This window comes from Streptomyces sp. NPDC055140, assembly GCF_053607285.1.
The window spans coordinates 199,491-223,131 of the sequence record NZ_JBSGTG010000005.1 but is presented as its reverse complement, the minus strand read 5'-3'; the positions used below and the strand labels follow the sequence as shown (position 1 = coordinate 223,131).

Below are 23,641 nucleotides of genomic sequence, written 5' to 3'. Positions count from 1 at the left end.
GGCCCCCGCTCCCCGCCCCGGGCGCCCCCTCCCCCGGCGCGCCTGTTCCGGGGGCGGGGGTCGGTGTTTTTCCTCATCAACCCCCCCCCCCCCGGCCCCTCGGCGTTGTCAGAGCTGGAGCTTGAAGCCCACATGTGAGGCCTCGAAACCCAGTCGCTCGTAGAAGCGGTGGGCGTCGGTACGGGTGGCGTCGGACGTCAGCTGCACCAACTGGCAGTTCTGACGGCGGGATTCGTTCACGGCCCACTCGATGAGCAGCGTGCCGAGCCCGCTGCCACGCTCGTCCGCGTGGATGCGGACGCCCTCGATGGTCGAGCGCGTGGAGCCCTTCCGTGACAGCCCGGGGATGACGGTGAGCTGAAGGGTGCCGACAGTGCGCCCCTCGCGCACGGCGACGACCAGGTGTTGGTTGGGGTCCCCGGCGATGCGCGCGTGCGCCTCCAGATATGGCGTGAGGTCGTCCGGTGACTCGCGGCTGGCGCCCAGAGGGTCGTCCGTCAGCATCGCCACGATGGCCGGGACGTCGGCGGCCACGGCAGGCCGTATCTCAAGATCTCCCATGGCCGCAGCCTATGCGGCCATGGCGTCGTCGGTCCCGGACTGCCTTGCGAGCCGTCGGCGTCGCCGAGGTGATGCCTCAGGCCGGGACGCGTACGGCTTCCACCGCGCGGACCAGCGGGGCAAGTTCGGGGTTCTTCGCCGCCTCGTCGAGTGCCTCGCGCAGGGCGGTGTCATTGGTGGGCCGCGCATCGGCGAGTAGGGCCAGGCCCGCCTCGCTCACGTCCGTGTAGATGCCGCGCCGGTCGGTGGGGCAGAGGTAGCGGGCGAGTAGACCGCGGTCCTCAAGGCGCGTCACCAGGCGCGTGGTGGCGCTCTGGCTGAGGACGACGGCGTCGGCGACCTGCTTCATCTGCAGGTGACCGCCTTCACCGTCGTGCTGGCGGCTGAGGACATCGAGCAGCGAGTACTCCCGCACGCTCAGTTCGTGCTTGGCCTGCAGAGCGCGCTCGATGTGGGTCTCGATCCTCCCGTGGAGCAGGGAGAGAGCGCACCAGCCCTGGGCCAGGGCGGTGAGTGCGGGGTCTGTGGCGGTCATGGCTCTAGTTCCTCCGTCCCGAAGCGGCTGAACCCAGGATAGTCCACGCGTGAAATTGTCAGCGCTTGCAAGTAATGCGCGTCTGCAAGTATTGTGAACGCACGCAAAGCGCATCTGCAACAGTCTGGGAAGGTGGACCCTATGCCTCTCGCGCTTCTGGCTCTCGCGATCGGGGCCTTCGGGATCGGAACCACGGAATTCGTGATCATGGGGCTGCTCCCCGAGGTCGCGGGCGACTTCGGCGTCTCCATCCCCACGGCCGGATTTCTGGTCACCGGCTACGCCCTCGGCGTCATGTTCGGCGCCCCCCTCATGACGATTCTGGGCACCCGCATCTCACGCAAGCAGATGCTGCTGCTCCTGATGGGCCTGTTCATCGTGGGCAACGTGCTCTCCGCGGTGGCGCCCGTCTTCCTTGTCATGGTGATCGGCCGCGTGGTCGCCTCACTCGCCCACGGCGCTTTCTTCGGAATCGGCGCGGTCGTCGCGGCCGAGCTGGTCGCCCCCGAGAAGAAGGCCGGAGCCATCGCCATGATGTTCACCGGCCTGACCGTCGCCAACGTCGTAGGCGTACCCCTGGGCACACTCATCGGCCAGAGCATCGGCTGGCGGGTCACCTTCGTGGTCGTCGCTGCGCTCGGAGTCGTCGGACTGCTCGGCATCGCCAAGCTCGTCCCCGACATGCCCAAGGCCGAAGGCGTCCACCTGCGGCACGAGCTCGCGGCCTTCAAGAACGTCCAGGTCCTGCTGGCGATGGCCATGACGGTGCTCGGATTCGGCGGAGTCTTCGCCGCCATCACCTACATCGCACCGATGATGACGAACGTCGCCGGTTACGCCGACACGTCGGTGACCTGGCTCCTCGTCCTGTTCGGCCTCGGCATGGTCGCGGGCAACCTGATCGGCGGCAAGTTCGCCGACCGCAAGCTGATGCCGATGCTGTACGTCGCCCTGAGCGGGCTGGCCGTCGTGCTGGCCTTGTTCACGCTGACCGCCCACAACAAGGTTCTGGCGGCGATCTCCATCGCGCTGATCGGCGCCCTCGGTTTCGCCACGGTGCCGCCGCTGCAGAAGCGGGTCCTCGACCACGCCCACGGCGCCCCCACGCTGGCCTCCGCGGTCAACATCGGCGCCTTCAACCTCGGCAACGCTCTCTCGGCCTGGCTCGGCGGCCTCGTCATCGCGGCGGGCCTCGGCTACACGGCCCCCAACTGGGTCGGAGCCGTGCTCGCAGCCGCCGCGCTCGTCCTGGCTGTCGTGTCCGCGGGCCTGGAGCGCCGGTCCAAGGGGTCGAACCCGGTCGTCGCAAGCGCGGCGCCCGAAGGAACCCGCAAGGCGGAACCCGCTCACAGCTGAGCGTCCCGCAGCACTGCACCTCATCCCCACCCGCAGGGCCGGCGTCGTCCCCGCACCCGTTCCACCGCACACCCCCCGCAAGGAGAGACCCCTCATGAGCACCACCACCGCTGTCGCGCCGCTGACCATCCAGGACGCGGAGATCCTCGTGACCGCCGCCAGCCGTGCGGCCGAGTCCGCCGGAGTGACCGTCAGCGTCACCGTCCTCGACGCCGGCGGACACCTCCTCGCCTTCCGGCGCGACGACCGCGCCGTGCTGATCTCCGGTGAGACCAGCACCCGCAAGGCGTACACCGCCCTTCAGCTGAACGCCCCGACCGCGGACCTCGTCGACCTGGTCAAGCCCGACGGCCCCTTCCACAGCCTGCCCACCGCCCTGGACCGTCCGCTGCTCTTCATCGCGGGCGGCATCCCCGTCCACCGCGACGGCCGCCTCATCGGCGCCGTCGGCGTCGGTGGCGGCGCACCGGAGCAGGACCACGGGTTCGCCACGGCAGCCGTGGCAGAGCTCGTCTGATGCTCCACGAGGCGTAAGCGCGCCAGCCTTGCCCATGCAAGAGTCCGCCCCGGACACCGTGATCCCACGGTGTCCGGGGCGGACTTCGTAGCATGTGCTGCCTGGTCCAGGTCAGCCCGCGGCGACCGTCAGCGGCGCGAAACGGCGCGTCCAGTCGCCGGGAAGGTCGGGGGCGCCATAGGTCATCACGGCGTTGAAGGCCAGGGACTCCACCCCTCGTGCCTTGATCCACGCCAGCAGTTCCTCGTGGCGCACGTCGATGTCGGTACGAAGGGGGCGATCAGTACCGGCGGCGAGGGAGGCGACGAGCGCCTTCGCCGTCTCGGTGTCGCGGGCGATCAGCGGGCCGATGACGTGGGTGTCCATGTTGGGCCAGGCGGCCGCGAAGCCGATGAGTTCGCCCCCGTCCTCGGCCACGCGCAACTGGTCGCCAAATGCCGGGAGGCGGGTCAGGACGTGGGTGCGGTCGGGGCCGAAGACCTCCGCATCCAGGCGAAGGATGGCCGAGAGATCCTCCGCGGTCGCGGCGCGCGTGGCCACAGACGGTATCGGTCCGCCGGGGGTGAAGCGTCCCCGCACCATCTCCGCGCGCCCGGTGACCTTGAAGCCCAGCCCCTCGTAGAGCGGACGGCCGTACGGGGTCGCGTGCAGGGTGAGTGGTGTGGTGTCCGCCTGCTCGACCACGTACCGCATGAGGCGGCGGCCGATGCCGCGGCGGGCGTGGCGTTCGGCGACCAGAACCATGCCGATGGCGCTCAGCGTGGGCCGGTTCGGCGGACCGTAGTCAGTCACCACACATGCGCTCACCAGGCCCCCGTCGGGGTCGTCGATGCCGTAGCCGGTGCCGGCCGCGAGCAGCAGGCCCCACTTGTGTTCCTCGCGGGGCCAGCCGCGATCCTCGGAGAGGTCGGCGCACGCCGTGAGGTCGCGCGGGGTCAGCCGGCGGATGGGCAGAGCGGAGAGGGGAGGTGTCGACACGCAGGTCAGGCTGTCTGACTCAGCCGGTCCGCGTCCACCGCTTTGCGGGCGGCAAGCCGCTGCTTTCGGCCACGTCGCGTCAGTCCCCATGGCTTGAGTACCGAGATCACCGTCATGAACAGATACGCGGTGAGGGAGACGATGGGACCGGCCACCAGATCGCTCGGATGGGGCAGCGGAGCACCTGTTGCCACCGTCGCGACCGCGGTGTTGACGCCGGGACGCAGCGCGAAGATCGAAGCGGCGGTGGTGGCGAGCGTGAGCCAGAACTTGGCATAGACCCAGCGGTGCCGGGCGAGGCCCCAAGGGGTGCCCAGTGACAGCAGCAGGCCGCTCAGGAGGGTGAGCAGAGCGAGTGGGATCACCAACCAGTCCGTGAAGACCTTCATCGCGCGGCAGGCGGCCTCGACCATCGGGTCGGAACCCGTGGTGATCGCCGTGACGGCGAGCGCGAGCAGGCCGAGCGTGAGCCCCAGCCAGCAAGCGGAGGACGTCACATGGACGACGAGGATGGCCCGGCGGGCGGGACGGCGTAGTTTCACGTGAAACACCGTGCCGGGAGTGGCCCCTCGATGGCGTCCGACAGAGGGAGTAACCCCGGGTACTAGCCTCGGCGTACATGGCGAGACTGCATCTCTTCGATCTGGACGGAACGCTGCTGCACGGCACATCGGCGCCCGTCGAAATATCCCGTCAACTGGGGCTTGAGGCCGAGACCATCGCCCTGGACCGTGAGATCGGCGCTCAGCGCATCGGTCCGCCGGAGTACGCGCGGCGGGTGCACGCCCTGTGGGCGGGTCTCACGCCCGAGCACGTGACGGCCGCCTTTGAGAGTGCGCCCTGGCTGGCGCGTATACGGAGACCTGGGTGGAGATACGGGCGCGCGGCGAGTACTGCGCGGTGGTCTCGCTCTCGCCGTCGTTCTTCGTGGAGCGGCTGAAGGGGTGGGGCGCTCATGCGGCGTACGGGTCCAGCTTTCCCGCGGTGCCCTTCTCCGAGCCCGTCGACCCCGCTGGCGTTCTCAGCGCCGCGGCGAAGGTGAAGATCGCGGACCGGCTCTGTGAAAAGTTCGGGGTGTCCCGGGCCGATTGCCTCGCCTACGGCGACTCGTTCTCCGATGTGGAGCTGTTCGGCGCCGTGCCGGTATCGGTCGCGATCAATGCGGATCAGCACGTCGCGGCTCTGGCGACTCACTCGTATGCCGGCCGCGATCTGTGGGAGGCGTACGAATTGGTGCGGCACGCCCGCTGATTGAGGGATTGCAGGGGCATATCGCCTGTCGAATTCCTTGCTGGGCAAGGGGGACTTGTGCGTTTGGCGGGTGCCGGTAGGGTCGACTCCGGTTCACGGCAGGCGCGCTCAGCGCATCCCGGGGCCATGCACGCAGGCCAAGACAGCCTAACGGGACGGAGAGATCGAAGACCTGCTATTTCCGCTATGCGGCTTGCGTGGTCACGCCGGATGGCACGCTGCGGGGAGGAACTGCGGGCAATGTCACATTCCTCCCTTACTTGTCCGTAGCGGACCGGAATGCGGGTTCACTTGGGCCGCCGCATTCTGTCGCGGCAGAACGGGGAAAGAGCGACTTCCGATCGCGGAAGTACGCAGACCGACCGAAAGATGTTCGAGGCGAGGCACAGCATGGACGCTCCGACCACTACGTCGGCCGACTCCGGTTCTGGCGGCGGGGGCGGTTGGTTCACGCCGCGCAAGGCGCCGCCCCCCGGCGCGAGCACGGATCAGCAGACGCCGTCAGAGGGGCGCAAGGTCACGCCGATACGGCCTGTGGGCCGGCCCGAGCGAATATCGGACGACCACGCGGAGACGGTGCCCGCGCAGAGCGCCGCCCCGGCCGCAGAGGCCACACCTGCCCCTCAGTACGCGTCAGCCGCTGGCACGCCCCCGCAGCAGCCCGGCCCGCACGCGACCGCGCGCCCCCACGCCGCCCAGCAGGGGCAGGGGGCGAGCCCCGCGCACCCGCCGCACTCCGCACCCCCGGCGCAGGCACCAACTGCACCCAGGGCAGAGACCGCCCCCCGCACCGTGCCCGAGGCCTCCCCCGACGCGCGGCTCATCCGCCGCACGCTGGAGGAAGTCGGCCCCGACGCCGACAAGGTCACCTCGTACTTCTACGCGCTGCTCTTCGTGCGCCACCCCGAACTGCGGCCACTGTTCCCCGCCTCGATGGACACCCAGCGCGACCGGCTCCTCAAGGCGCTGCTGACGGCGGCCGAGCACGCCGACAACAAGAGCGTCCTCGTCCCGTACCTGAAGAACCTGGGCCGCGGACACCGCAAGTACGGCACGCAGCCCGAGCACTACCCCGCGGTCGGCGAGTGCCTGATCGGCGCGCTGACCCGGTACGCGACGACGACGTGGGACCAGGAGACGGAGGCCGCCTGGGTGCGCACGTACACGACGATCTCCCAGGTCATGATCGACGCGTCGGCGGCGGACGAGCTGCGCGCGCCCGCGTGGTGGTACGGCGAGGTGGTCTCCCACGATCTGAGGACCTCGGACATCGCCGTGGTCACGGTCCGGCCCGACCAGCCGTACCCGTTCCTCGCCGGGCAGTACACGAGCCTGGAGACGCCGTGGTGGCCGCGGATTTGGCGGCACTACTCCTTCGCCTCGGCGCCCCGTTCCGACGGGCTGCTCTCGTTCCACGTGAAGGCCGTCCCGGCGGGGTGGGTCTCCAACGCGCTCGTGCACCGCGCCCGCCCGGGCGATGTGATCCGCCTCGGCCCGCCCTCCGGTTCGATGACGGTGGACCACAGCTCCGACAGCGGGCTGCTCTGTCTCGGTGGAGGCACCGGCATCGCGCCCATCAAGGCCCTCGTCGAGGACGTCGCGGAGCACGGCCAGCGGCGCCCGGTCGAGGTGTTCTACGGGGCTCGCACCGACCACGACCTGTATGACATCGACACGATGCTGCGGCTCCAGCAGACCCACCCCTGGCTGGCGGTTCGCCCGATCGTCGATCAGCAGGCCCATCTGCAACTGCCCGACGCGGTGCGCGAGTACGGCCCCTGGAACGAGTACGACGCCTATCTGTCGGGTCCGCCCGGCATGATCCGCAACGGGGTGGACGCCCTGCGGGACATCGGGATCCCGGTGGACCGGATCCGCCACGACTCCGTGGAGGAACTCGTCGCGACCGGCAACTGATGCCAGGCCCTAACAAGGCCGCCTTCGTCCCGTCAGCCCAGGTCAGGCGCGTGCATCGCCCGTACGCCCTCGATGTTGCCGTCGAGATAGTGCCGCAGGGACAGCGGGACGAGATGGACCGATGCGATGCCGACGCGGGTGAACGGCACCCGCACGATCTCGTACTCGCCGCACGGCTCCTCGATCTCGGGGCCGTGCCGCTGGCTGAGGTCCATGGACTCGAGGCGGCAGACGAAGAAGTGCTGGACCTTCACGCCGGTGGCGCCGCCGTCCTCGCCGATGTGCTCGACGGTGTCCACGAAGCAGGGCACCACATCGAGGATCTTGGCGCCGAGCTCCTCGTGCACCTCGCGGTGCAGGGCGTCGACGACGGTCTCGTCCTCGGGTTCGACCCCGCCGCCGGGGGTCAGCCAGTACGGATCCATGCCGGGCTTGGTCCGCTTGATCAGGATCAGGTCGTTGCCGTCGAGCAGCACGGCACGTGCGGTGCGCTTGACCACGGGTCGGACGGTCATGGGAGAAATGTGGCCCCGCCGGTTCCACGTGAAACATTCCGTACCGACCTGGCCTCAGGACAGCGCACATTGATCAGCGCTAGTTGATCACCAGGGATTGATCGCCACCGACTGATCACCACGAACTGATCAGCACCAATCGACGGCGGCGCGCAGCAGCCACTCGTGCGACCGCGCGATGTGCGGCATGGCCAGCGTGCCCGTACGCACGACGAGGAAGTACGTCCGCAGCGGAGGCACCGGGGGATCGAGCAGCGCTACGACCTCGCCACGCTCGAGAGCCGGCGCGCAGAGGTAGCGCGGGAGCACCGAGAGCCCGGCACCGGCGATGGTGCAGGAGAGAACCGCGCGTAGATCAGGAACGATGACCGTGCCCGAGGTGACAGGGCGTGAGTCGAAGACGGCGGCCCAGTAGCGGGCGACGAACGGCAGCGACTCGTGCGCATCGACCAGCGGCAGGTCCTCCAGCGCGGCCGCGCCGTTACGGCGCAGGGTGCCTGGCCCTATGCGGGCGGCCCACCGGGGTGAGGCGAGGAGGACGTGCTCCTCGTCGCAGAGCGGAGTCGCGGTGAGCAGGGCGCCGCGCGGGCGGGCCGTAGTGATGGCCAGATCATGATGTCCGGCGCCAAGCCCCTCCAGGACTTCCTCGGCGTTGCCGAAGGAGGCGCGCAGGGCGAAGCTCTGACCGTCGTCACGGGTGAGCGCGGTGAGGGCGGGCAGCGCGCGCTCGGCGGTGAACTCCGGAGGCCCCGCGAGGTGCAGTGTGCGTACCGGCGACTCCTCGTCGATGCCGGTCTCGGTGATCTCCACGAGGGCGTCGAGGTGCGGAGCGGCCTTGTGAGCGAGTTCGTCACCGATGGAGGTGGGGGTCACGCCACGCGCCTGGCGAAGGAACAGGGGGCGGCCCAACTGCCGCTCCAGGGTGCGGATCTGGGATGTCACCGCGGGCTGCGAAAGGCCGAGCAGCGCGGCGGCCCGCGTGAAGGAGCCCGCCCGGTGCACGGTCACGAACGTACGTAGCAGGGCGAGATCCATGGCGGTGTCCTCCCCTCTCGGCCTCAGGGTCGGCTCCAACTATAAATATGTCGATAGGTCTCTGTCGCTACGGTGATTGGACACTGACACAGAGTCAACTAGCCTTATGCGCGCGGTTCTTGGCGCGCAGGAACCGGGGACGGTCCGAGCCACGAGGGGGGAGGCTCGGGCCGTCCGTTGTGCGTAGTCGGTTACTGGACCGAGGCCGCGGCGGGCGCGAAGCGGCCCACGAGAGGCCCTAGACGGCTGCCTCGTCGAGCGCGCGCAGCACATCGGCCACCAGGTCGTCCGGATCCTCGGCACCGGCGGAGAAGCGGATGAAGCCCTCCGAGACGTCGTCCCCGCCCCATCGGCGACGGCGCTCGGCGGTGGACCGCACGCCGCCGAAGCTCGTCGCGTCGTCCACGAGTGTCAGGGCCTCCATGAATCGCTCGGCACGCGCGCGCGTGGGCAGCGTGAAGGAGACCACGCACCCGAAGCGCCGCATCTGCTGCGCGGCGATCTTGTGCGAGGGGTCGTCGGGCAGACCCGGATAGCGCAGGCCCTCGATGTCGTCGCGGCCGCGCAGGGCGATAGCGAGCGCGAGCGCGTTGGCGTTCTGCCGCTCCGCCCTCAACTGGAGTGTGGCGAGCGAGCGATGGGCGAGCCAGGCCTCCATCGGGCCTGGGATCGCGCCGACGATCTTGCGCCAGCCCCGCACCGAGGCGGTCAGCCCGGCGTCGCGGCAGGTCACGTAGCCGAGCAGGATGTCGCCGTGGCCGGTGAGCTGCTTGGTGCCGCTGGCCACGGAGAAGTCGGCGCCGAGCTCCAGGGGGCGCTGGCCGAGCGGCGTGGCGAGCGTGTTGTCGACCGCTACCAGGGCGCCACGCGCGTGTGCCGCCTCGGCGAGCCGCCGCACGTCGCACACGTCGAGGCCGGGGTTCGACGGAGTCTCGATCCACAGGAGCTTCGCTCCGTCCAGCACGTCGAGCTGCGCGTCGCCGCCGGTGGGGGCGGTGCGGACCTCGATGCCGAACGCCGTGAGCTGCTCGCGGACGAGCGGGAACACCTGGTAGCCGTCGCTCGGCAGGACGACCACGTCGCCGGCCTTGAGCTGAGAGAACAGCACCGCCGAGATGGCGGCCATCCCGGAGGCGAAGACGAGGGTGTCGACGTCCTCCTGACCGGGCGCCTCGAGCTCGCCGATGGCCCGCTCCAGGTGGGTCCATGTCGGGTTGTCGTCGCGGCCGTACGTGTAGGGCCCCGAGACATCGCCCGGCAGGTGGAAGTGTGCGGCGAAGACAGGCCCTGGCAGCGTCGGTTCGTTCTTCAAGGCCTCGGGCAGCCCTGCCCTCACTGCCCTCGTGCCGTCCCCGATCTGCGCCGATTGCGTCATGCCGCACGTCCTTCCAATGCTGCGCGTACCGCGTCGAGCAGACCGTCGCTCGCCGCCTCCACCATTCTCAGGCACTCCTCGAAGCCATCGATGCCGCCGTAGTACGGGTCCGGTACATCCAGGTCTGTCCCTGCCGAGGGGTCGTACGAGCGCAGCAGGCGGACCTTCTCGGCGTCCTCCGGGGTCGGTGCCAGGAAGCGCAGGGTGCGCAGATGCCCGGCGTCCAGGGCGATCACCAGATCGAGCCGGGAGAACCACGAGGCGCTGAACTGTCGGGCCCTGTGGCCGCTTTCGTAGCCGCCGGCCGCCAGCACGGAGACGGTGCGGTGGTCGGCACCGTCCCCCTCGTGCCAGCCGCCGGTGCCCGCGCTGTCCACCTCCACGAGGCCGTCGAGACCGGCCTCGTGGATGCGCGCGCGGAAGACCGACTCGGCCATGGGCGAGCGGCAGATGTTGCCGGTGCAGACGAAGCACACGCGGAAAGGCATGGGCCGGGCTCAGTCCTTGTCGTCGGGCAGGACGACGTTCAGCGCCCAGGAGACAACCGAGATGATCAGGCCGCCGAGGACGGCGGTCCAGAACCCCTCGACATGGAAGCTCTGGTTGAACTGGTCGGCCAGCCACGAGGTCAGCAACAGCATCAGAGCGTTGACCACGAGCGTGATCAGGCCGAGCGTCAGGATGAAGAGCGGGAAGGTGAGGACCTTCACTATGGGCTTGACCAGCAGGTTCACCAGGCCGAACAGCAGCGCCACGATGATCAGCGTGACGACCTTCTTGCCGGTGCTGTCACCGGTGAGCGTGATCTTGTCGAGCAGCCACACCGCGACAGCAAGGGCCCCCGCGTTGGCGATCGTCTTGACTACGAAATTCTTCATGTGTCTGATCGTGGCAGACGAGACCGGATCATGAGAGTGGCCCGGCGAGGCCACTCACGGGCAAGGGGCGGACAAGAGGGATGAAGGCATTCCGGCTGGACGAACTGGAAGCGGAACGTGCCGCGAACGACGGCGCGTATCTGCAGTTCCTGCATGAGCGGAACATGTCGGTCGGGCTCTACGCCCTCGACGCGGGGGACCAGGATCCGCAGCAGCCCCACCAGCAGGACGAGGTCTACCTCGTCGTCAGCGGTCGCGGCTCGATCACCGTCGGCATGGAGACGACCCAGGTGGCGCGCGGCAGCGTCGTGTACGTGCCTGCCGGGGTGTCCCACAAGTTCCATCACATCAGCGAGGACCTGCGGGTTCTGGTGGTGTTCTCTCCGCCTGAGAGCTGACGGGGGATCTCGGGGTTCCCTAGGGGGTCGCTCAGGGGACGACAAGGGGTCCGCGGCCCCCACGGAGCGCCTCGGCGTGCCAGCATCGAATGCAGAAGCCGTATCGAAGCGGTACGGCTCAGGAGAGAGGTAAGGACGATGGCAGTGCGAGAGATCTTCGCGGGCATGCCGTGGTGGGTTAAGTGGGTCGCGGTGCCGGTCATCGCCCTGGTCGTCTTCGGCGGGCTGATAGCCAGCGTCGTGGGCTTCGTGATCGGTCTGCTCTTCAAGGTGCTGGTCTTCGTGGCCCTGGTCGGTGGACTCATTTACGTCGTACGGAAGTTCATCACGGGCTCGTCCTCGCGCAGCGACTGGTAGCACCGGGGGCAACGGTTCGCTCGCGCGGGGGAAGTTTCCCCGCGCGGCCCTCTCGAAGTGGTGGCCAGGGCTAGAGTCCGGAACTCGACGGCCGCACCCCCGTGATTCCCGAGAAGCGGGGGGGACCCCACGCGCTTCGGGAGTGAACCTTGGCCACGGCTGAACCGCTTTCCGCCGCCCCGTTGTCCGCCGACATCACGTCCCACGACACCATGTCTGCCGACGCCATGTCCCCACACGCGGTGGCCCCACCCCACGGCTGTCGCACGCATACCTACGACGACGCCCAGGCCGAGGCCCACCCCGAGGGCCCGGCCGGCGCCCCGCCCACCCTCATCGGTTCCGTCCAGCGTGCGATGCGCCTTCTCGAGGCCGTCGCGTCGCACGAAGAGGGAGCACCGGCCAAGCAGCTCGCCCGGGAGGCCGGCCTCGCGCTTCCCACGGCGTACCACCTGCTGCGCACGCTCGCCCACGAGGGCTATCTCCGCAAGGAGAAGGGTCTGTTCGTCCTGGGGGCGGCGGCCGAGCGGCTGAGTAACAGCGGAGCGCAGCAGAATCGTCGCGGCATGATCACCGACGCCCTGGAGCACTGGCGCGACGCCATCGGCGTCCCGGTGTACTTCTCGGTCTACCGCGAGGGCGAGATCGAAGTCGTGGCCGTCGCCGACACGCCCGGGAATCCCGCGGTCACCGAATGGGCCGACTTCCGCGAGACGGGGCACGCCCACGCGATCGGCCAGTGCCTCCTCGCCCAGCTCGACGACGAGAGCCGACGCGATCACCTCGACCGCTATCCCGCGTATTCGATCACCCCGTACACGGTGCGCGACGACCGCGCGCTGCTGCGACGGCTGAACGGGCAGGGGCGGATGCAGCCGGTCGTGGAGCGCCAGGAGTACGCGTTGGGCACGGTCTGCGCCGCGTTTCCCATCACCGTCGGGTCCACCGCGGCGACGATGGCGGTCTCCCTCCCGTGTCATCAGGCCGGTCGTCTGCTGCCCGCGGCCCGGCAGTTGCAGAACGAAGTCGGGAAACTCGTGGGGACACTCGCCTTCTCTATCAGCATCTGAAAACTCACTCCTTGTGATCCCGCATGTACGTTAAGCAAGATGCGAAGGGTGCCGGGAAGGTTATTCCCGGCCGATCGACGGCAAATTGACGGGGTAGGCGATGCGCGAGTCGGTACAGGCAGTACAAGCAGAGGTCATGATGAGCTTCCTCGTCTCCGAGGAACTCTCGTTCCGCATCCCGGTGGAGTTGCGGTACGCCGCCGCTGATCCCTACGCCGTGCGGCTGACCTTCCATCTCCCCGGGGACGCCCCGGTGACCTGGGCCTTCGGTAGAGAGCTCATGGTGGACGGGGTGGCCGGTCCCTGCGGCGACGGCGATGTGCGCATCGAGCCGGTGGAACTGGCGGGCAGCCCGGGCGAGATGCCGGGCGAGGTGCACATCCGGCTCCAAGTGGGCGGTGACCAGGCGCTGTTCCGGGCGGGTGTCGCTCCCCTCGTCGCCTTCCTCGACCGCACCGACAAGCTCGTCCCGCTCGGCCAGGAGCGAGCACTCGCCGACTTCGAGACGCATCTCGACGAGGCACTCGACCGGATTCTTGCCGAGGAGCAGAGCGCGGGCTGACGGGCTCCAGGAGTCCGCGGACGATCAACTGATGTAACGCTTCAGCAGGCCGGCGCCCTTGGGGTGCCCTCGCATGGGTTCAGCGCTTCCGACGCCGACCCCTTCCTCCGCGTGCCGGACCGGCCGCGGCAACGGACGGGGATCCCGGTCGGTCGGCGGAGACCACCAGAGCCGCGAGCGCGGTCGTCACCGGCACCGAGGCGACCAGCCCGATCGAGCCCACCAGAGTCCGGACGATCTCCTCGGCCACCAGCTCACTGTTGGCCACGGTGCCCACACTGCTCTGCGCGATCGAGAAGAGCAGCAACAGCGGCAGCGCCGCGCCCGCGTACGCCAGGACCAGCGTGTTGACCACGGACGCGATGTGGTCGCGGCCGATCCGGATGCCCGCGCGGTACAGGCCGCGCCGGCCCATCGTCGGGTCGGCCTGATGCAGCTCCCACACCGCCGACGTCTGTGTGACCGTCACATCGTCGAGCACGCCGAGTGAACCGATGATGACGCCGGCGAGCAGGAGACCGCTCATGTCGATGGACGGGTAGAGACCGTGGATCAGGCCCGTACTGTCGTCGGTGTTGCCGGTCAGCGCGGCCCAGCCGATGAACAGCGAGCCGAGCAGACCGATCAGGAGCAGCGACACCAGCGTGCCGAGCACCGCGACCGACGTTCGGGCCGTCGGACCGTGACACATGTAGAGAGCGATCAACATGATCGCGCTCGCCCCGACCACCGCCACCACCAGCGGATTCGAGCCCTGAAGGATCGCGGGCAGGATGAAGAAGGTCAGCACCATGAAGCTGACGGCCAGTGCGACGAGTGCCATGACGCCCCGCAGCCGGCCCACGACGACCACGGCCAGCGCGAAGATCCCGGCGAGCAGCGTCATCGGGAGCCTGCGGTTCACATCGGTGACGGAGTACTGGAGTTCCTTGGGTGCGTCGGGCGCGTAGGCCACGATCACCTTCTGGCCCTCGTGCAACTGCCGCGGCGAGTCCGGCTGCACGATCTCCGTGAATGTCAGGCCGGTGTCCTTGCCGCCGTCGACGCGGACCGTCGCCTTCTCGCACGTGCCCTTCGCCTGCTGCTCGGCGGACTGGGCCTCGGCGGTCGACGTTTGGCCGGTGGGAGTGTCTCCGGAGGCGTTCACGGACCGGCAGTCGACCTTGTCGACCTGTGTGACGGTGCCCTGTTGGGTCTGCCGGTCGAAGCCGACGCCCGTACGGGCATGGGAAGGGGCGCCACCGGGCCAGAGCACCACGAGCCCGACGACGACCGCCACGGAGAACGGGATGAGCACCGCGGCGATGACCTTGCGCAGATGCTTGGAAACAGGCGCGGCAGGGCCGTGACTGTGGGAGTGCCCGTGCCCTCCGCCCCCCTGGACATGGGGCGGATGCGGCGGCGAGGACGGAGACTGCTGCGTGCTGGTCACCGCCCGATCATCGCAAGAACGGCAGGGGCCCTCTGTTCAGCGCGCCAGAAATGACGCTAGCGTGGGGGCACCTTTGCACACGCGGGAGCTCGGAGCACCGGGCTGAGAGGGCGCTGACCTCCGCTTCGGCGATGTTTCACATGAAACATCGCCCGACGGAAGCCGCTGCGTCGACCGCCGAACCTGTTACCGGGTAATGCCGGCGTAGGGAGTAGGTCTCATGACCACATCGGACGCACGCACGCCTGCCTCCAACCTGTCCGCAGAGACGGGCGAGGCCGGGAAGTCCATCGGCTGGCACAAGGGGTACGTCACGGGCTCACGCCCCGACCTTCAGGTGCCGGTCCGCCAGGTGCACCTCACCAACGGCACGGCGGTCACGCTCTACGACACGTCCGGGCCGTACACCGATCCGAGTGTCGACACCGACGTCCGCAGGGGCCTCGCGCCGCTGCGGGAGAACTGGATCATCAGCCGTGGCGACACCGAGGAGTATGCGGGCCGCCCGGTCCGCCCCGAGGACGACGGCATCAAGCACACCTCGCCGCGCGGCGGTCTGCGCAACCTCGACGCGGTCTTCCCGGGACGCCCCCGCCAGCCTCGTCGCGGGCGTGACGGCCAGGCGGTGACCCAGCTCGCGTACGCCAGGCGCGGGGAGGTCACGCCCGAGATGGAGTACGTGGCCATCCGGGAGAACGTGGAGCCGGAGGTCGTCCGCGAGGAGATCGCCGCGGGCCGCGCGGTCCTGCCGGCCAACGTCAACCATCCGGAGATCGAGCCGATGATCATCGGCAAGCGGTTTCTGGTGAAGGTCAACGCCAACATCGGCAACTCCGCGGTCACTTCGTCCATCGAGGAGGAGGTGGAGAAGATGACATGGGCGACCCGCTGGGGCGCCGACACCGTCATGGATCTCTCCACCGGCCGCAACATCCACACCACGCGCGAATGGGTCCTGCGCAACTCCCCCGTCCCGATCGGCACGGTCCCGCTCTACCAGGCGCTGGAGAAGGTCGACGGCCGTGCGGAGGAGCTGACCTGGGAGATCTACAAGGACACGGTCATCGAGCAGGCCGAGCAGGGCGTGGACTACATGACGGTCCACGCGGGCGTGCGGCTGCCGTACGTCCCGCTCACCGCCAACCGCAAGACGGGCATCGTCTCGCGCGGAGGTTCGATCATGGCCGCCTGGTGCCTGGCGCACCACAAGGAGAGCTTCCTCTACGAGAACTTCGCGGAGCTCTGCGAGATCCTTGCGGCGTACGACGTCACGTACTCGCTGGGCGACGGCCTGCGGCCGGGTTCGATCGCGGACGCCAACGACGAGGCGCAGTTCGCCGAGCTGAAGACGCTCGGGGAGCTCAACACGATCGCGAAGAGCTTCAATGTCCAGACGATGATCGAGGGCCCCGGGCACGTCCCGATGCACAAGATCAAGGAGAACATCGACCTTCAGCAGGAGGTGTGCGAGGAGGCGCCCTTCTACACACTCGGCCCGCTGACGACCGACATCGCCCCTGCGTACGACCACATCACCTCCGGCATCGGAGCCGCGATGATCGCGTGGTGGGGCACGGCGATGCTCTGCTACGTCACGCCCAAGGAGCACCTGGGCCTGCCCAACCGTGACGACGTGAAGACCGGCGTCATCACCTACAAGATCGCGGCCCACGCGGCGGACCTGGCCAAGGGCCACCCGGGTGCCCAGGAGTGGGACGACGCCCTCTCCGACGCGCGCTTCGAGTTCCGCTGGGAGGACCAGTTCAATCTGGCCCTCGACCCGGACACGGCAAGGGAGTTCCACGACGAGACGCTCCCGGCCGAGCCCGCGAAGACGGCCCACTTCTGCTCCATGTGCGGGCCGAAGTTCTGCTCGATGAAGATCTCCCAGGACATCCGCCGCCAGCACGGCGGGACCAAGAGCGAGATCGAGGAAGGCATGGCGGAGAAGTCCAAGGAGTTCGCCGCCGCGGGCAACCGGGTCTATCTGCCGATCGCGGACTGACCTCGCCCGCGCGCCCGCAGGCGCCGCGCGCTGTCCACCGGTCGCCCATCGCGGCCGGTGGACAGGGTGTTCCGGGACCCAGGCCTGGCAGGCCTTAGTCCGGCTGGTGGTCCGGGCCTCCGAAGTCGGGGCTCGTGAAGTCCGGGCTCGAGTACGTCGGGCGCGGGGTCGCAGGGGAGCCGCTGTCGGTGCCCGGGCTGCTGAACCCGGGCCTGTTGTACCCGAGATGCGGCATGCGGCCCGCGGTTCCGGGTCCTCCGCCCCCGCGGTTGGCGGGGGCCGGCGGTGGTTCCGCGAGAGCCTCCCGGAGGAACGGCAGGATGCCGCGCTCCAGGAGCACCAGGCACCAGGCTTCCCTGGCCCGGTCCACCTCCTCGTTCGACTCGCTGTGCGCGCCGGCCTGCAAGGACGTCGCGCCGTTGCGCAGAGCGGTGAGCAGCAGGCCCACGCCGGCGACAAGAATCCCCGCCGCTGTGAGCGCGCCGAACACCCAGCCGGCCGTCAACAGGGTCTGGGCGAAAGCCGGTTCCGGATCGAGCATCTTCAGGATGTAGCCGACGAGCAGGAAGATCGCGGCAGCCGTCCCGGCGAGCATGGGGGCGAGCACCGCGACGACGGCTATGACGCCGGCGCCGGTGGTCTCCGCCACCTCGCCCACAGTGGCGGCCAGGCCGATCGCTCCGCCGCCGGAGTCCGCCGCGCTTCCTCCTTCGCGCAGCGGACGTACGGGCCGGGGCGAGGCGCGCAGGTCGGCGCGGACCTTCACGTAGTTCTGGTACTCGGTCGCGGCGGCGGCCGTGATCAGCGCGGTGGCGTTGAGCGCCATGGTGCGCAGTTGTTCGGGGTTGAGCCGCTGGCCCACTGCGGCGAGATCAGGGCGGTCCGGTGCGGTACGCAGCGCATCATCGAGGATCCGCTCGAACTCGGGGCGGTCCTCGTTCAGCAGGTGCGGAGCGCTGTTCATGTGCATCCCCCGATGCTCCGTAGGGCTTGGGGGCTCGCATGGTTACGAGCCGTCGGGCAGAAACGGAGGGGAGCCTGCTACGGATAAGCCGATGGTAGAGCGGTGACGGCACGCGGTGACAGGGGGTTTCCCGAATTCGGCCCGGTGGCCGGACTGAGCCCCCGTTCGGTGCGCCTGCCCGGGGAACGCCTAGCTATCCATGGGGAGTTGCTGGACCAGCAGCTTTCCGGCCATGGTCACCCCGCCGTCCATCGCGATCGCGAGCCCGCCCGCGTACACATGCGGGCCCTCGATCTGCGGGCGGCTGTCCTCGGATCCGTCCGCCGCCTCCTCGGTACCTACCTCGCCGAGGAGGTACGGGATGGGGCTGTGGCCGTGGACAACGCGCGCGCCGCCGTAGGCGTCGAGGAGCTCGCGCACGGCTTCGGGCCCGGATTCGTCACGGAACGCGAAGCGCTTGGTGAATTTGCGGAAGAGGTCCCAGCACTCGTCCGCGTCGTTACGCGTGAGGGTCTCGCGGACCGTGTCGTTGACCGCCTCGATCGAGTCGCCGTAGTCGAGGTACGCGGTCGTGTCGGAGTGCATCAGGAGGTGGTCGTCCTCCAGCTCGATGGCGTCGAGTCGGGACATCCACTGCAGATGGACGTCCTGGAGACGGTCCATGTCCGACTTCTGGCCGCCGTTGAGCAGCCAGGCCGCCTGGAAAGTGGCGGTGCCGGCGCCCGAGTTGACCGGGGTGTCGCCGAAGCGCTTGGCGCCGAGCAGGAGCAGTTCGTGGTTGCCCATGAGGGCCTTGCAGTAGCCGCCTGCGGCCGCGGCCTCCGCGGACAGCCGCATCACGAGGTCGATGACGCCGATGCCGTCGGGCCCGCGGTCGGTGAAGTCACCGAGGAACCAGAGCCGGGCGGTGCCCGCCGACCAGCTGCCCTCGGCGTCGATGAGGCCTTGCTCGTACAGGGCCGCGATCAGTTCGTCGAGGTAGCCGTGCACGTCGCCGACGACGTACAGCGGGCCGAGGCCATCGGTGGGACGGGTCGCCGGCTCGGTGTCGATCTGTACCTGGACCGTGTCACCGCGGTTGATGACCGGCAGGTCGCGCTGGGTGGGCGTGTACCCCTCGGGCTGGTCGAACGCGGGGTCATGAGGCGTCGGCTCCGCGTAGGAGGGCTGCGAGAGCGACGGCTCCTGGTACGCGGGATCCGGCTCCGCCTGCGAGGGCACGGCAGGGGCGGGCGGAGCGGGGTCGTGACCGGGCTCCTGGACGTTCGCCGGCACGTCATGGACGTACGCGGGAACGCGGAAGTCGCGCAGCGTCGCCGTGCGTACCTCGGGTCCCTGACCGGCCCCCTGAGTCATCGACCCCTCCACCACCATTGCGCCGCCTCTGCACCCGATCGGACTGCATGGTCGCAGCGGCCCGCGGTGTCGTGCGCCCATCATAGGAATGCGGCTCGCGCTGTGTGATGCACCAGGGGTGGTGAATCGGATCCGGTCGGCTGTTCACCGTGCTTTTCTCCCGAATTGGTACGGGCTTTTCCGGGTGGTCTTCGGGGTGACCACCCGGAAGCCGTCGTTCAGCCCTGTCCCGGGGAGCGGGGCGGGCTGACCGTCGTGCGGGGCGGACGGCGCTGGGACGAGGTCCTGACGATGAGTTCCGTCGGTATCACCTGCTCGACCGTCCGGTCCGATTCAACCCCTTCGATGGCGTCGATGAGGAGCTGGACGACCGCGGTGCCGATCCGCCGCGGCTTGAGCGAGAGGGTCGTGATGGGTGGTTCCGTGGTGGCGTAGACGGTCGATTCGCTGCAGCAGACGAGCAGCAGGTCCTCGGGGACGCGCAGGCCGTACCGGCGGGCGGCGGCGAGCAGGTCCGTGCCGTTGGGGTCGAAGAGTCCGTACACGGCGTCGGGCCGGTCGGGGCGGGCCAGGAGCCGGTCGGCGGCCACGGCCCCCGCGCACGGGTCGTGTGCGGGATAGGACTCGTACACGGGTTCCTGTCCGATCCGCTCGCACCAGTGCAGGTACGCGGAGGTGGACAGATGGGTGTACGTGTCCGTGGTCGTGCCGGTGAGCAGTCCGATGCGGCGGGCCCCCGCGGCGGCGAGGTGGTCGAGGATGCCGAGGACGGCGGCCTCGTGGTCGTTGTCGACCCAGGCGGTGACGGGGAGGGTGCCGGCGGGGCGCCCGTCGGAGACGACGGGCAGGCCCTGGCGGACCAGCTCGGTGACCACCGGGTCGTGGTCGGACGGGTCGATGACGACGGTGCCGTCGAGAGCGACGTTCGACCACACGTCGTGGCGTGAGGTGGCGGGCAGGATGACTAAGGCGTACCCGCGGGCCAGCGCCGCCGAGGTGGCGGCTCTCGCCATTTCCGCGAAGTACGCGAATTCGGTGAAGGTAAAAGGTTCATCCCCGTAGGTCGTGACGGTCAGGCCGATGAGGCCCGACTTTCCGGTACGGAGCGTTCGGGCCGCTGCGGAGGGGCGATAGCCCAACCGGTCGGCGACCTCGCGGACATGGCGTCGGGTGGCGTCCGGGAGCCGACCCTTACCGTTGAGCGCATCCGAGACAGTCGTGATGGAGACCCCGGCGGCGGCGGCAACGTCTCTGATGCCCGCCCGCACCTGCCGGGTGCCCCGGCGGGTGGTCTCCGCCCTGCTCACCTGGTGCTTCCCTGCTGCTGTCATGGCGAGCCGATAGTAGGGCTCATGTGGCGGGGTGGCGTGAGTGCATATGCACGCGTTGACAGGCACGTTTCTGCATGGCCGAACAGAGTCAATGACCTTGGAAATCAAGGCAGTTGAGGGTATCGACGCTAGGACGTCACTTGTCGGCGCGCATGGGCCTGCCAAGTCGGCGATGTTGCGAGTAGGTCTCAACTCACCTTCACGGGGGATGCGCGCCACGGCGCGAGCTACCGGCGTGCGCCGCAAAAGGGAGCGCTCCCCCTCTTCCGTACGCCTTCGGGAGGTCCGAGGCCGTCGTCAGGGGTGGTGTCGGACGACCACCCGGGATGTCGGGGGCCCTGGGCCATTGGGCTCTGCCGCGAATCCTCTTAAGGTGAGCAGTATTGAAATGGTGGTCGCGAGGAGGACTGCGGTGAGCGAGACGAGCCCCAAGCTGCGTGCCGAGCTGGAGGGTATCCCCACCTACAAGCCGGGCAAGGCTGCCGCGGCCGGTGGGCCGGTGGCGTACAAGCTGTCCTCTAACGAGAACCCCTATCCGCCGCTTCCCGGCGTGATGGAGAGTGCCGTCGCGGCGGCCGGTTCCTTCAACCGCTACCCGGACATGGCCTGCACCGGGCTGATGAACGAGCTGGCGGAACGATTCGCGGTGCCGGTCACGCACCTGGCCACGGGCACCGGCTCGGTCGGGGTCGCGCAGCAGCTGCTCCAGGCGACCAGTGGCCCTGGTGACGAGGTCATGTACGCCTGGCGGTCCTTCGAGGCGTACCCGATCATCACGCAGATCAGCGGCGCCAAGGCGGTGGAGGTGCCGCTGACGTCCGGCGAGGTCCACGACCTCGACGCGATGGCCGACGCGATCACCGACCGCACGCGCCTGATCTTCGTGTGCAACCCGAACAACCCGACCGGCACGGTGGTGCGCCGGGCCGAGCTCGAGCGGTTCCTGGACCGGGTCCCGGGCGATGTCCTGGTCGTGCTCGACGAGGCGTACCGCGAGTTCATCCGTGACGCCGAGGTGCCGGACGGCGTCCAGATCTACCGGGACCGTCCGAATGTCGCCGTGCTGCGGACGTTCTCCAAGGCGTACGGGCTCGCGGGTCTGCGGGTCGGCTTCGCCATCGCCCATGAGCCGGTGGCGGCCGCGCTGCGCAAGACGGCGGTGCCGTTCGGTGTGAGCCAGCTCGCGCAGGACGCGGCGGTCGCCTCGCTGCGGGCCGAGGACGAGCTGCTCGGCCGGGTCGGCTCGCTGGTGTGTGAGCGCAACCGCGTGGTCGAGGCGCTGCGGGCGCAGGGCTGGACGGTGCCGGAGACGCACGCGAACTTCGTGTGGCTGCGGCTGGGGGAGCGCACGGCGGACTTCGCCGCTGCGTGCGAGCAGGCCGGTGTGGTCGTGCGGCCGTTCGCCGGCGAGGGCATGCGGGCCACGATCGCGGAGGCCGAGGCCAACGACGTCTTCCTGAACACGGCGGCGGCGTTCCGCAAGGAGCTGTAAGCCTGGCGGCTGCGGCCGTTCTGTATCGCGGTGGGGGTTCCCCGAAGTAAGGGGGGACCCCCCTTCTGCTGTCCTGAGCCGGTAGTACATAATGCTTGTGAATGTGAACGCTTTCACAAGCGTGCCCGGTTGATCCGGAGAGCAGTGGGATTAAAGGGGCAAATTGCCGCTGGACCACGGCGACTTAAGGAGATGACGCAGTGGACCCAACGTTGATGGCTCTGGCGCCGGAAACTCTGGCGCGATGGCAGTTCGGCATCACGACCGTCTATCACTTCCTTTTTGTCCCCCTGACCATCTCGCTCGCCGCCCTGACGGCGATCCTGGAGACGGCCTGGGTGCGGACGGGCAAGGAGCACTACCTCCGGGCGACCAAGTTCTGGGGCAAGCTCTTCCTGATCAACATCGCCATGGGTGTCGTGACCGGCATCGTGCAGGAGTTCCAGTTCGGCATGAACTGGTCGGACTACTCGCGCTTCGTCGGCGACATCTTCGGCGCTCCGCTCGCCTTCGAGGCGCTGATCGCCTTCTTCTTCGAGTCGACCTTCATCGGTCTGTGGATCTTCGGCTGGGACAAGCTCCCGAAGAAGCTGCACTGCGCCACGATCTGGCTGGTGTCCATCGGCACGATCCTGTCGGCGTACTTCATCATGGCCGCCAACTCGTTCATGCAGCATCCGGTCGGCTACCGGATCGTGGAGCGGGACGGCACCAAGCGCGCCGAGCTGACCGACTTCGCCGCCGTGCTCTTCCAGGAGACGGTGCTCGTCAACTTCTGGCATGTGATCAGCGCGTCCATCCTGGTCGGAGGCGCGTTCATGACCGGGATAGCGATCTTCCACCTGCGCAAGAAGCAGCACATCCGCACCATGCGGATGTCGCTGCGTCTCGGCCTGGTGACGGCCCTGGTCGGCACGCTCCTCACCGTCGTCAGCGCGGACACGCTCGGCAAGGTGATGTACGAGCAGCAGCCGATGAAGATGTCTGCCGCGGAGGCGCTGTGGGACACGGAGAAGCCGGCGCCGTTCTCGATCTTCGCGTACGGCGATGTCTCCAAGGGCCACAACACGGTCGCCATCGAAGTCCCGGGCGTGCTGTCCTTCCTCGCCAAGAACGACTTCAACGCCGAGATCCCCGGGATCAACGACATCAACAAGGCGGAACAGAAGAAGTTCGGGCCCGGTGACTACCGCCCCAACATCCCCACCGCCTACTGGTCGTACCGCTGGATGATCGGCTTCGGCGGGGTCTCGATGGCCCTGTGCACGGCGGGTCTGTGGCTCACCCGCCGCAGGTTCTGGCTGGCGCCGGAGCACCGCACCGGCGAGGACGAAGTGCCGAAGCTGATGCTCACCAAGAACAAGGAGCTGATGCCGAAACTGGGCATCTGGTGGTGGCGCCTGTCCCAGTGGACGCTGATCTTCCCGATCATCGGTATCTCCTGGGGCTGGATCTTCACCGAGACCGGGCGCCAGCCGTGGGTGGTCTACGGCGTGCTCAGGACCAGGGACGCGGTCTCCCCCGGCGTCTCGCAGGGCGAGGTGCTCACCTCCCTGATCGTGTTCGCGCTGGTCTACGCCGCGCTCGCCGTCATCGAGGTGAAGCTGATGGTCAAGTACATCAAGCAGGGGCCGCCCGAGCTCACCGAGGCAGACCTCAACCCGCCCACCAAGATCGGCGGCCCGGGATCCGGAGCGGATTCCGGCGACACTTCCGATGCCGACCGGCCCATGGCCTTCTCGTACTGAGACTGAGG

At 68.8% G+C, this 23,641-nt stretch carries 23 protein-coding genes and 1 pseudogene; 11 read left to right on the top strand and 13 right to left on the bottom strand.

Annotation, left to right across the window (positions count from 1 at the left end):
• Positions 1 to 108: 108 nt before the first annotated feature.
• Positions 109 to 561: an N-acetyltransferase family protein gene (locus ACWFR4_RS13065; protein ID WP_453652361.1), complete on the bottom strand. Its 453-nt coding sequence runs from the start codon at positions 559 to 561 to the stop codon at positions 109 to 111.
• A gap of 76 nt (positions 562 to 637) precedes the next feature.
• Complete coding sequence (locus ACWFR4_RS13060) at positions 638 to 1,096, bottom strand: MarR family winged helix-turn-helix transcriptional regulator (protein ID WP_453456465.1); 459 nt, start codon at positions 1,094 to 1,096, stop codon at positions 638 to 640.
• A gap of 141 nt (positions 1,097 to 1,237) precedes the next feature.
• Here ACWFR4_RS13060 and ACWFR4_RS13055 point away from each other — a divergent pair, with 141 nt between their 5' ends.
• Both ACWFR4_RS13055 and ACWFR4_RS13050 read left to right on the top strand, forming a co-directional pair.
• On the top strand, positions 1,238 to 2,452 hold the full coding sequence (locus ACWFR4_RS13055; protein ID WP_453456467.1) for an MFS transporter: 1,215 nt from the start codon (positions 1,238 to 1,240) through the stop codon (positions 2,450 to 2,452).
• Positions 2,453 to 2,546: 94 nt separating this feature from the next.
• Positions 2,547 to 2,969 carry a GlcG/HbpS family heme-binding protein gene (locus tag ACWFR4_RS13050; RefSeq protein ID WP_453456470.1) on the top strand — a complete coding sequence of 141 codons (423 nt, stop codon included), beginning with the start codon at positions 2,547 to 2,549 and terminating at the stop codon, positions 2,967 to 2,969.
• Positions 2,970 to 3,080: 111 nt separating this feature from the next.
• On the opposite strand, the gene ACWFR4_RS13045 is transcribed toward ACWFR4_RS13050, so the two are convergent.
• Together ACWFR4_RS13045 and ACWFR4_RS13040 are read right to left on the bottom strand one after the other, a co-directional pair.
• Positions 3,081 to 3,947: a GNAT family N-acetyltransferase gene (locus tag ACWFR4_RS13045; RefSeq protein WP_453652359.1), complete on the bottom strand. Its 867-nt coding sequence runs from the start codon at positions 3,945 to 3,947 to the stop codon at positions 3,081 to 3,083.
• Positions 3,948 to 3,952: 5 nt separating this feature from the next.
• Positions 3,953 to 4,489 carry a DUF2269 family protein gene (locus ACWFR4_RS13040; protein ID WP_453652358.1) on the bottom strand — a complete coding sequence of 179 codons (537 nt, stop codon included), beginning with the start codon at positions 4,487 to 4,489 and terminating at the stop codon, positions 3,953 to 3,955.
• A gap of 77 nt (positions 4,490 to 4,566) precedes the next feature.
• Here ACWFR4_RS13040 and ACWFR4_RS13035 point away from each other — a divergent pair.
• A pseudogene (locus ACWFR4_RS13035) lies at positions 4,567 to 5,198 on the top strand (HAD family hydrolase).
• 390 nt (positions 5,199 to 5,588) lie between these two features.
• Complete coding sequence (locus tag ACWFR4_RS13030; RefSeq protein WP_453652356.1) at positions 5,589 to 7,115, top strand: globin domain-containing protein; 1,527 nt, start codon at positions 5,589 to 5,591, stop codon at positions 7,113 to 7,115.
• Between the two features lie 32 nt (positions 7,116 to 7,147).
• Here the strand turns inward: ACWFR4_RS13030 and ACWFR4_RS13025 are convergent, their stop codons facing one another.
• The 5 genes from ACWFR4_RS13025 to ACWFR4_RS13005 form a co-directional block, all read right to left on the bottom strand.
• Entirely contained in the window at positions 7,148 to 7,630 is a 483-nt protein-coding gene (locus ACWFR4_RS13025; protein ID WP_116512109.1) for an NUDIX domain-containing protein, read from the bottom strand.
• Between the two features lie 129 nt (positions 7,631 to 7,759).
• The gene (locus ACWFR4_RS13020) at positions 7,760 to 8,665 is read right to left on the bottom strand and encodes a LysR family transcriptional regulator (protein WP_453652353.1); all 906 of its coding nucleotides are present in this window, start codon (positions 8,663 to 8,665) and stop codon (positions 7,760 to 7,762) included.
• 238 nt (positions 8,666 to 8,903) lie between these two features.
• Positions 8,904 to 10,040, bottom strand: coding sequence for a cystathionine gamma-lyase (locus tag ACWFR4_RS13015; RefSeq protein ID WP_453652351.1), 1,137 nt, complete (start codon positions 10,038 to 10,040; stop codon positions 8,904 to 8,906).
• Positions 10,037 to 10,528 (bottom strand): low molecular weight protein-tyrosine-phosphatase, encoded by a 492-nt coding sequence (locus tag ACWFR4_RS13010; protein ID WP_453652349.1) that lies wholly within the window; start codon positions 10,526 to 10,528, stop codon positions 10,037 to 10,039. Before ACWFR4_RS13010 ends, ACWFR4_RS13015 begins: the two co-directional genes overlap by 4 nt.
• Before the next feature lie 9 nt (positions 10,529 to 10,537).
• The gene (locus ACWFR4_RS13005) at positions 10,538 to 10,918 is read right to left on the bottom strand and encodes a phage holin family protein (protein ID WP_116512113.1); all 381 of its coding nucleotides are present in this window, start codon (positions 10,916 to 10,918) and stop codon (positions 10,538 to 10,540) included.
• A gap of 80 nt (positions 10,919 to 10,998) precedes the next feature.
• Between ACWFR4_RS13005 and ACWFR4_RS13000 the strand changes: the two genes are divergently transcribed.
• From ACWFR4_RS13000 to ACWFR4_RS12985, 4 genes are all read left to right on the top strand, one after another.
• Positions 10,999 to 11,316: a cupin domain-containing protein gene (locus ACWFR4_RS13000; RefSeq protein WP_453456494.1), complete on the top strand. Its 318-nt coding sequence runs from the start codon at positions 10,999 to 11,001 to the stop codon at positions 11,314 to 11,316.
• Between the two features lie 144 nt (positions 11,317 to 11,460).
• On the top strand, positions 11,461 to 11,673 hold the full coding sequence (locus ACWFR4_RS12995) for a DUF5326 family protein (RefSeq protein ID WP_100597186.1): 213 nt from the start codon (positions 11,461 to 11,463) through the stop codon (positions 11,671 to 11,673).
• 356 nt (positions 11,674 to 12,029) lie between these two features.
• Complete coding sequence (locus ACWFR4_RS12990; protein WP_453456610.1) at positions 12,030 to 12,743, top strand: IclR family transcriptional regulator; 714 nt, start codon at positions 12,030 to 12,032, stop codon at positions 12,741 to 12,743.
• A 100-nt stretch (positions 12,744 to 12,843) separates the two neighbouring features.
• Positions 12,844 to 13,305, top strand: a complete 462-nt coding sequence (locus tag ACWFR4_RS12985) for an SsgA family sporulation/cell division regulator (protein ID WP_453456497.1) — start codon at positions 12,844 to 12,846, stop codon at positions 13,303 to 13,305.
• Between the two features lie 79 nt (positions 13,306 to 13,384).
• On the opposite strand, the gene ACWFR4_RS12980 is transcribed toward ACWFR4_RS12985, so the two are convergent.
• Positions 13,385 to 14,737: a YibE/F family protein gene (locus ACWFR4_RS12980; RefSeq protein WP_453652347.1), complete on the bottom strand. Its 1,353-nt coding sequence runs from the start codon at positions 14,735 to 14,737 to the stop codon at positions 13,385 to 13,387.
• A 220-nt stretch (positions 14,738 to 14,957) separates the two neighbouring features.
• On the opposite strand from ACWFR4_RS12980, the gene thiC reads away from it, so the two are divergent.
• Positions 14,958 to 16,742 carry a phosphomethylpyrimidine synthase ThiC gene (thiC, locus tag ACWFR4_RS12975; protein ID WP_116512117.1) on the top strand — a complete coding sequence of 595 codons (1,785 nt, stop codon included), beginning with the start codon at positions 14,958 to 14,960 and terminating at the stop codon, positions 16,740 to 16,742.
• Between the two features lie 94 nt (positions 16,743 to 16,836).
• On the opposite strand, the gene ACWFR4_RS12970 is transcribed toward thiC, so the two are convergent.
• The 3 genes from ACWFR4_RS12970 to ACWFR4_RS12960 all read right to left on the bottom strand — a co-directional run bounded on the left by ACWFR4_RS12970 (position 16,837) and on the right by ACWFR4_RS12960 (position 20,393).
• On the bottom strand, positions 16,837 to 17,712 hold the full coding sequence (locus ACWFR4_RS12970; RefSeq protein ID WP_453652345.1) for a hypothetical protein: 876 nt from the start codon (positions 17,710 to 17,712) through the stop codon (positions 16,837 to 16,839).
• Positions 17,713 to 17,895: 183 nt separating this feature from the next.
• Positions 17,896 to 19,062: a metallophosphoesterase gene (locus ACWFR4_RS12965; protein WP_453652343.1), complete on the bottom strand. Its 1,167-nt coding sequence runs from the start codon at positions 19,060 to 19,062 to the stop codon at positions 17,896 to 17,898.
• Between the two features lie 218 nt (positions 19,063 to 19,280).
• Positions 19,281 to 20,393 (bottom strand): LacI family DNA-binding transcriptional regulator, encoded by a 1,113-nt coding sequence (locus ACWFR4_RS12960; protein ID WP_116512120.1) that lies wholly within the window; start codon positions 20,391 to 20,393, stop codon positions 19,281 to 19,283.
• Positions 20,394 to 20,805: 412 nt separating this feature from the next.
• On the opposite strand from ACWFR4_RS12960, the gene hisC reads away from it, so the two are divergent.
• The gene (hisC, locus tag ACWFR4_RS12955) at positions 20,806 to 21,885 is read left to right on the top strand and encodes a histidinol-phosphate transaminase (RefSeq protein ID WP_453456512.1); all 1,080 of its coding nucleotides are present in this window, start codon (positions 20,806 to 20,808) and stop codon (positions 21,883 to 21,885) included.
• A 215-nt stretch (positions 21,886 to 22,100) separates the two neighbouring features.
• Entirely contained in the window at positions 22,101 to 23,633 is a 1,533-nt protein-coding gene (locus ACWFR4_RS12950) for a cytochrome ubiquinol oxidase subunit I (protein WP_453652501.1), read from the top strand.
• Positions 23,634 to 23,641 lie beyond the last annotated feature (8 nt).

Coding starts and splice junctions, on each gene's coding strand:
- ACWFR4_RS12970 (WP_453652345.1), bottom strand. CDS start 17,712: ATGCACATGAACAGCGCTCCGCACCTGCTGAACGAGGACCGCCCCGAG.
- ACWFR4_RS13015 (WP_453652351.1), bottom strand. CDS start 10,040: ATGACGCAATCGGCGCAGATCGGGGACGGCACGAGGGCAGTGAGGGCA.
- ACWFR4_RS13010 (WP_453652349.1), bottom strand. CDS start 10,528: ATGCCTTTCCGCGTGTGCTTCGTCTGCACCGGCAACATCTGCCGCTCG.
- ACWFR4_RS13050 (WP_453456470.1), top strand. CDS start 2,547: ATGAGCACCACCACCGCTGTCGCGCCGCTGACCATCCAGGACGCGGAG.
- ACWFR4_RS12990 (WP_453456610.1), top strand. CDS start 12,030: ATGCGCCTTCTCGAGGCCGTCGCGTCGCACGAAGAGGGAGCACCGGCC.
- ACWFR4_RS13060 (WP_453456465.1), bottom strand. CDS start 1,096: ATGACCGCCACAGACCCCGCACTCACCGCCCTGGCCCAGGGCTGGTGC.
- thiC (WP_116512117.1), top strand. CDS start 14,958: ATGACCACATCGGACGCACGCACGCCTGCCTCCAACCTGTCCGCAGAG.
- ACWFR4_RS12985 (WP_453456497.1), top strand. CDS start 12,844: ATGCGCGAGTCGGTACAGGCAGTACAAGCAGAGGTCATGATGAGCTTC.
- ACWFR4_RS13055 (WP_453456467.1), top strand. CDS start 1,238: ATGCCTCTCGCGCTTCTGGCTCTCGCGATCGGGGCCTTCGGGATCGGA.
- ACWFR4_RS13000 (WP_453456494.1), top strand. CDS start 10,999: ATGAAGGCATTCCGGCTGGACGAACTGGAAGCGGAACGTGCCGCGAAC.
- ACWFR4_RS13065 (WP_453652361.1), bottom strand. CDS start 561: ATGGGAGATCTTGAGATACGGCCTGCCGTGGCCGCCGACGTCCCGGCC.
- ACWFR4_RS13025 (WP_116512109.1), bottom strand. CDS start 7,630: ATGACCGTCCGACCCGTGGTCAAGCGCACCGCACGTGCCGTGCTGCTC.
- ACWFR4_RS12950 (WP_453652501.1), top strand. CDS start 22,101: ATGGCTCTGGCGCCGGAAACTCTGGCGCGATGGCAGTTCGGCATCACG.
- ACWFR4_RS12965 (WP_453652343.1), bottom strand. CDS start 19,062: ATGACTCAGGGGGCCGGTCAGGGACCCGAGGTACGCACGGCGACGCTG.
- ACWFR4_RS13020 (WP_453652353.1), bottom strand. CDS start 8,665: ATGGATCTCGCCCTGCTACGTACGTTCGTGACCGTGCACCGGGCGGGC.
- ACWFR4_RS13030 (WP_453652356.1), top strand. CDS start 5,589: ATGGACGCTCCGACCACTACGTCGGCCGACTCCGGTTCTGGCGGCGGG.
- ACWFR4_RS13005 (WP_116512113.1), bottom strand. CDS start 10,918: ATGAAGAATTTCGTAGTCAAGACGATCGCCAACGCGGGGGCCCTTGCT.
- ACWFR4_RS12960 (WP_116512120.1), bottom strand. CDS start 20,393: ATGACAGCAGCAGGGAAGCACCAGGTGAGCAGGGCGGAGACCACCCGC.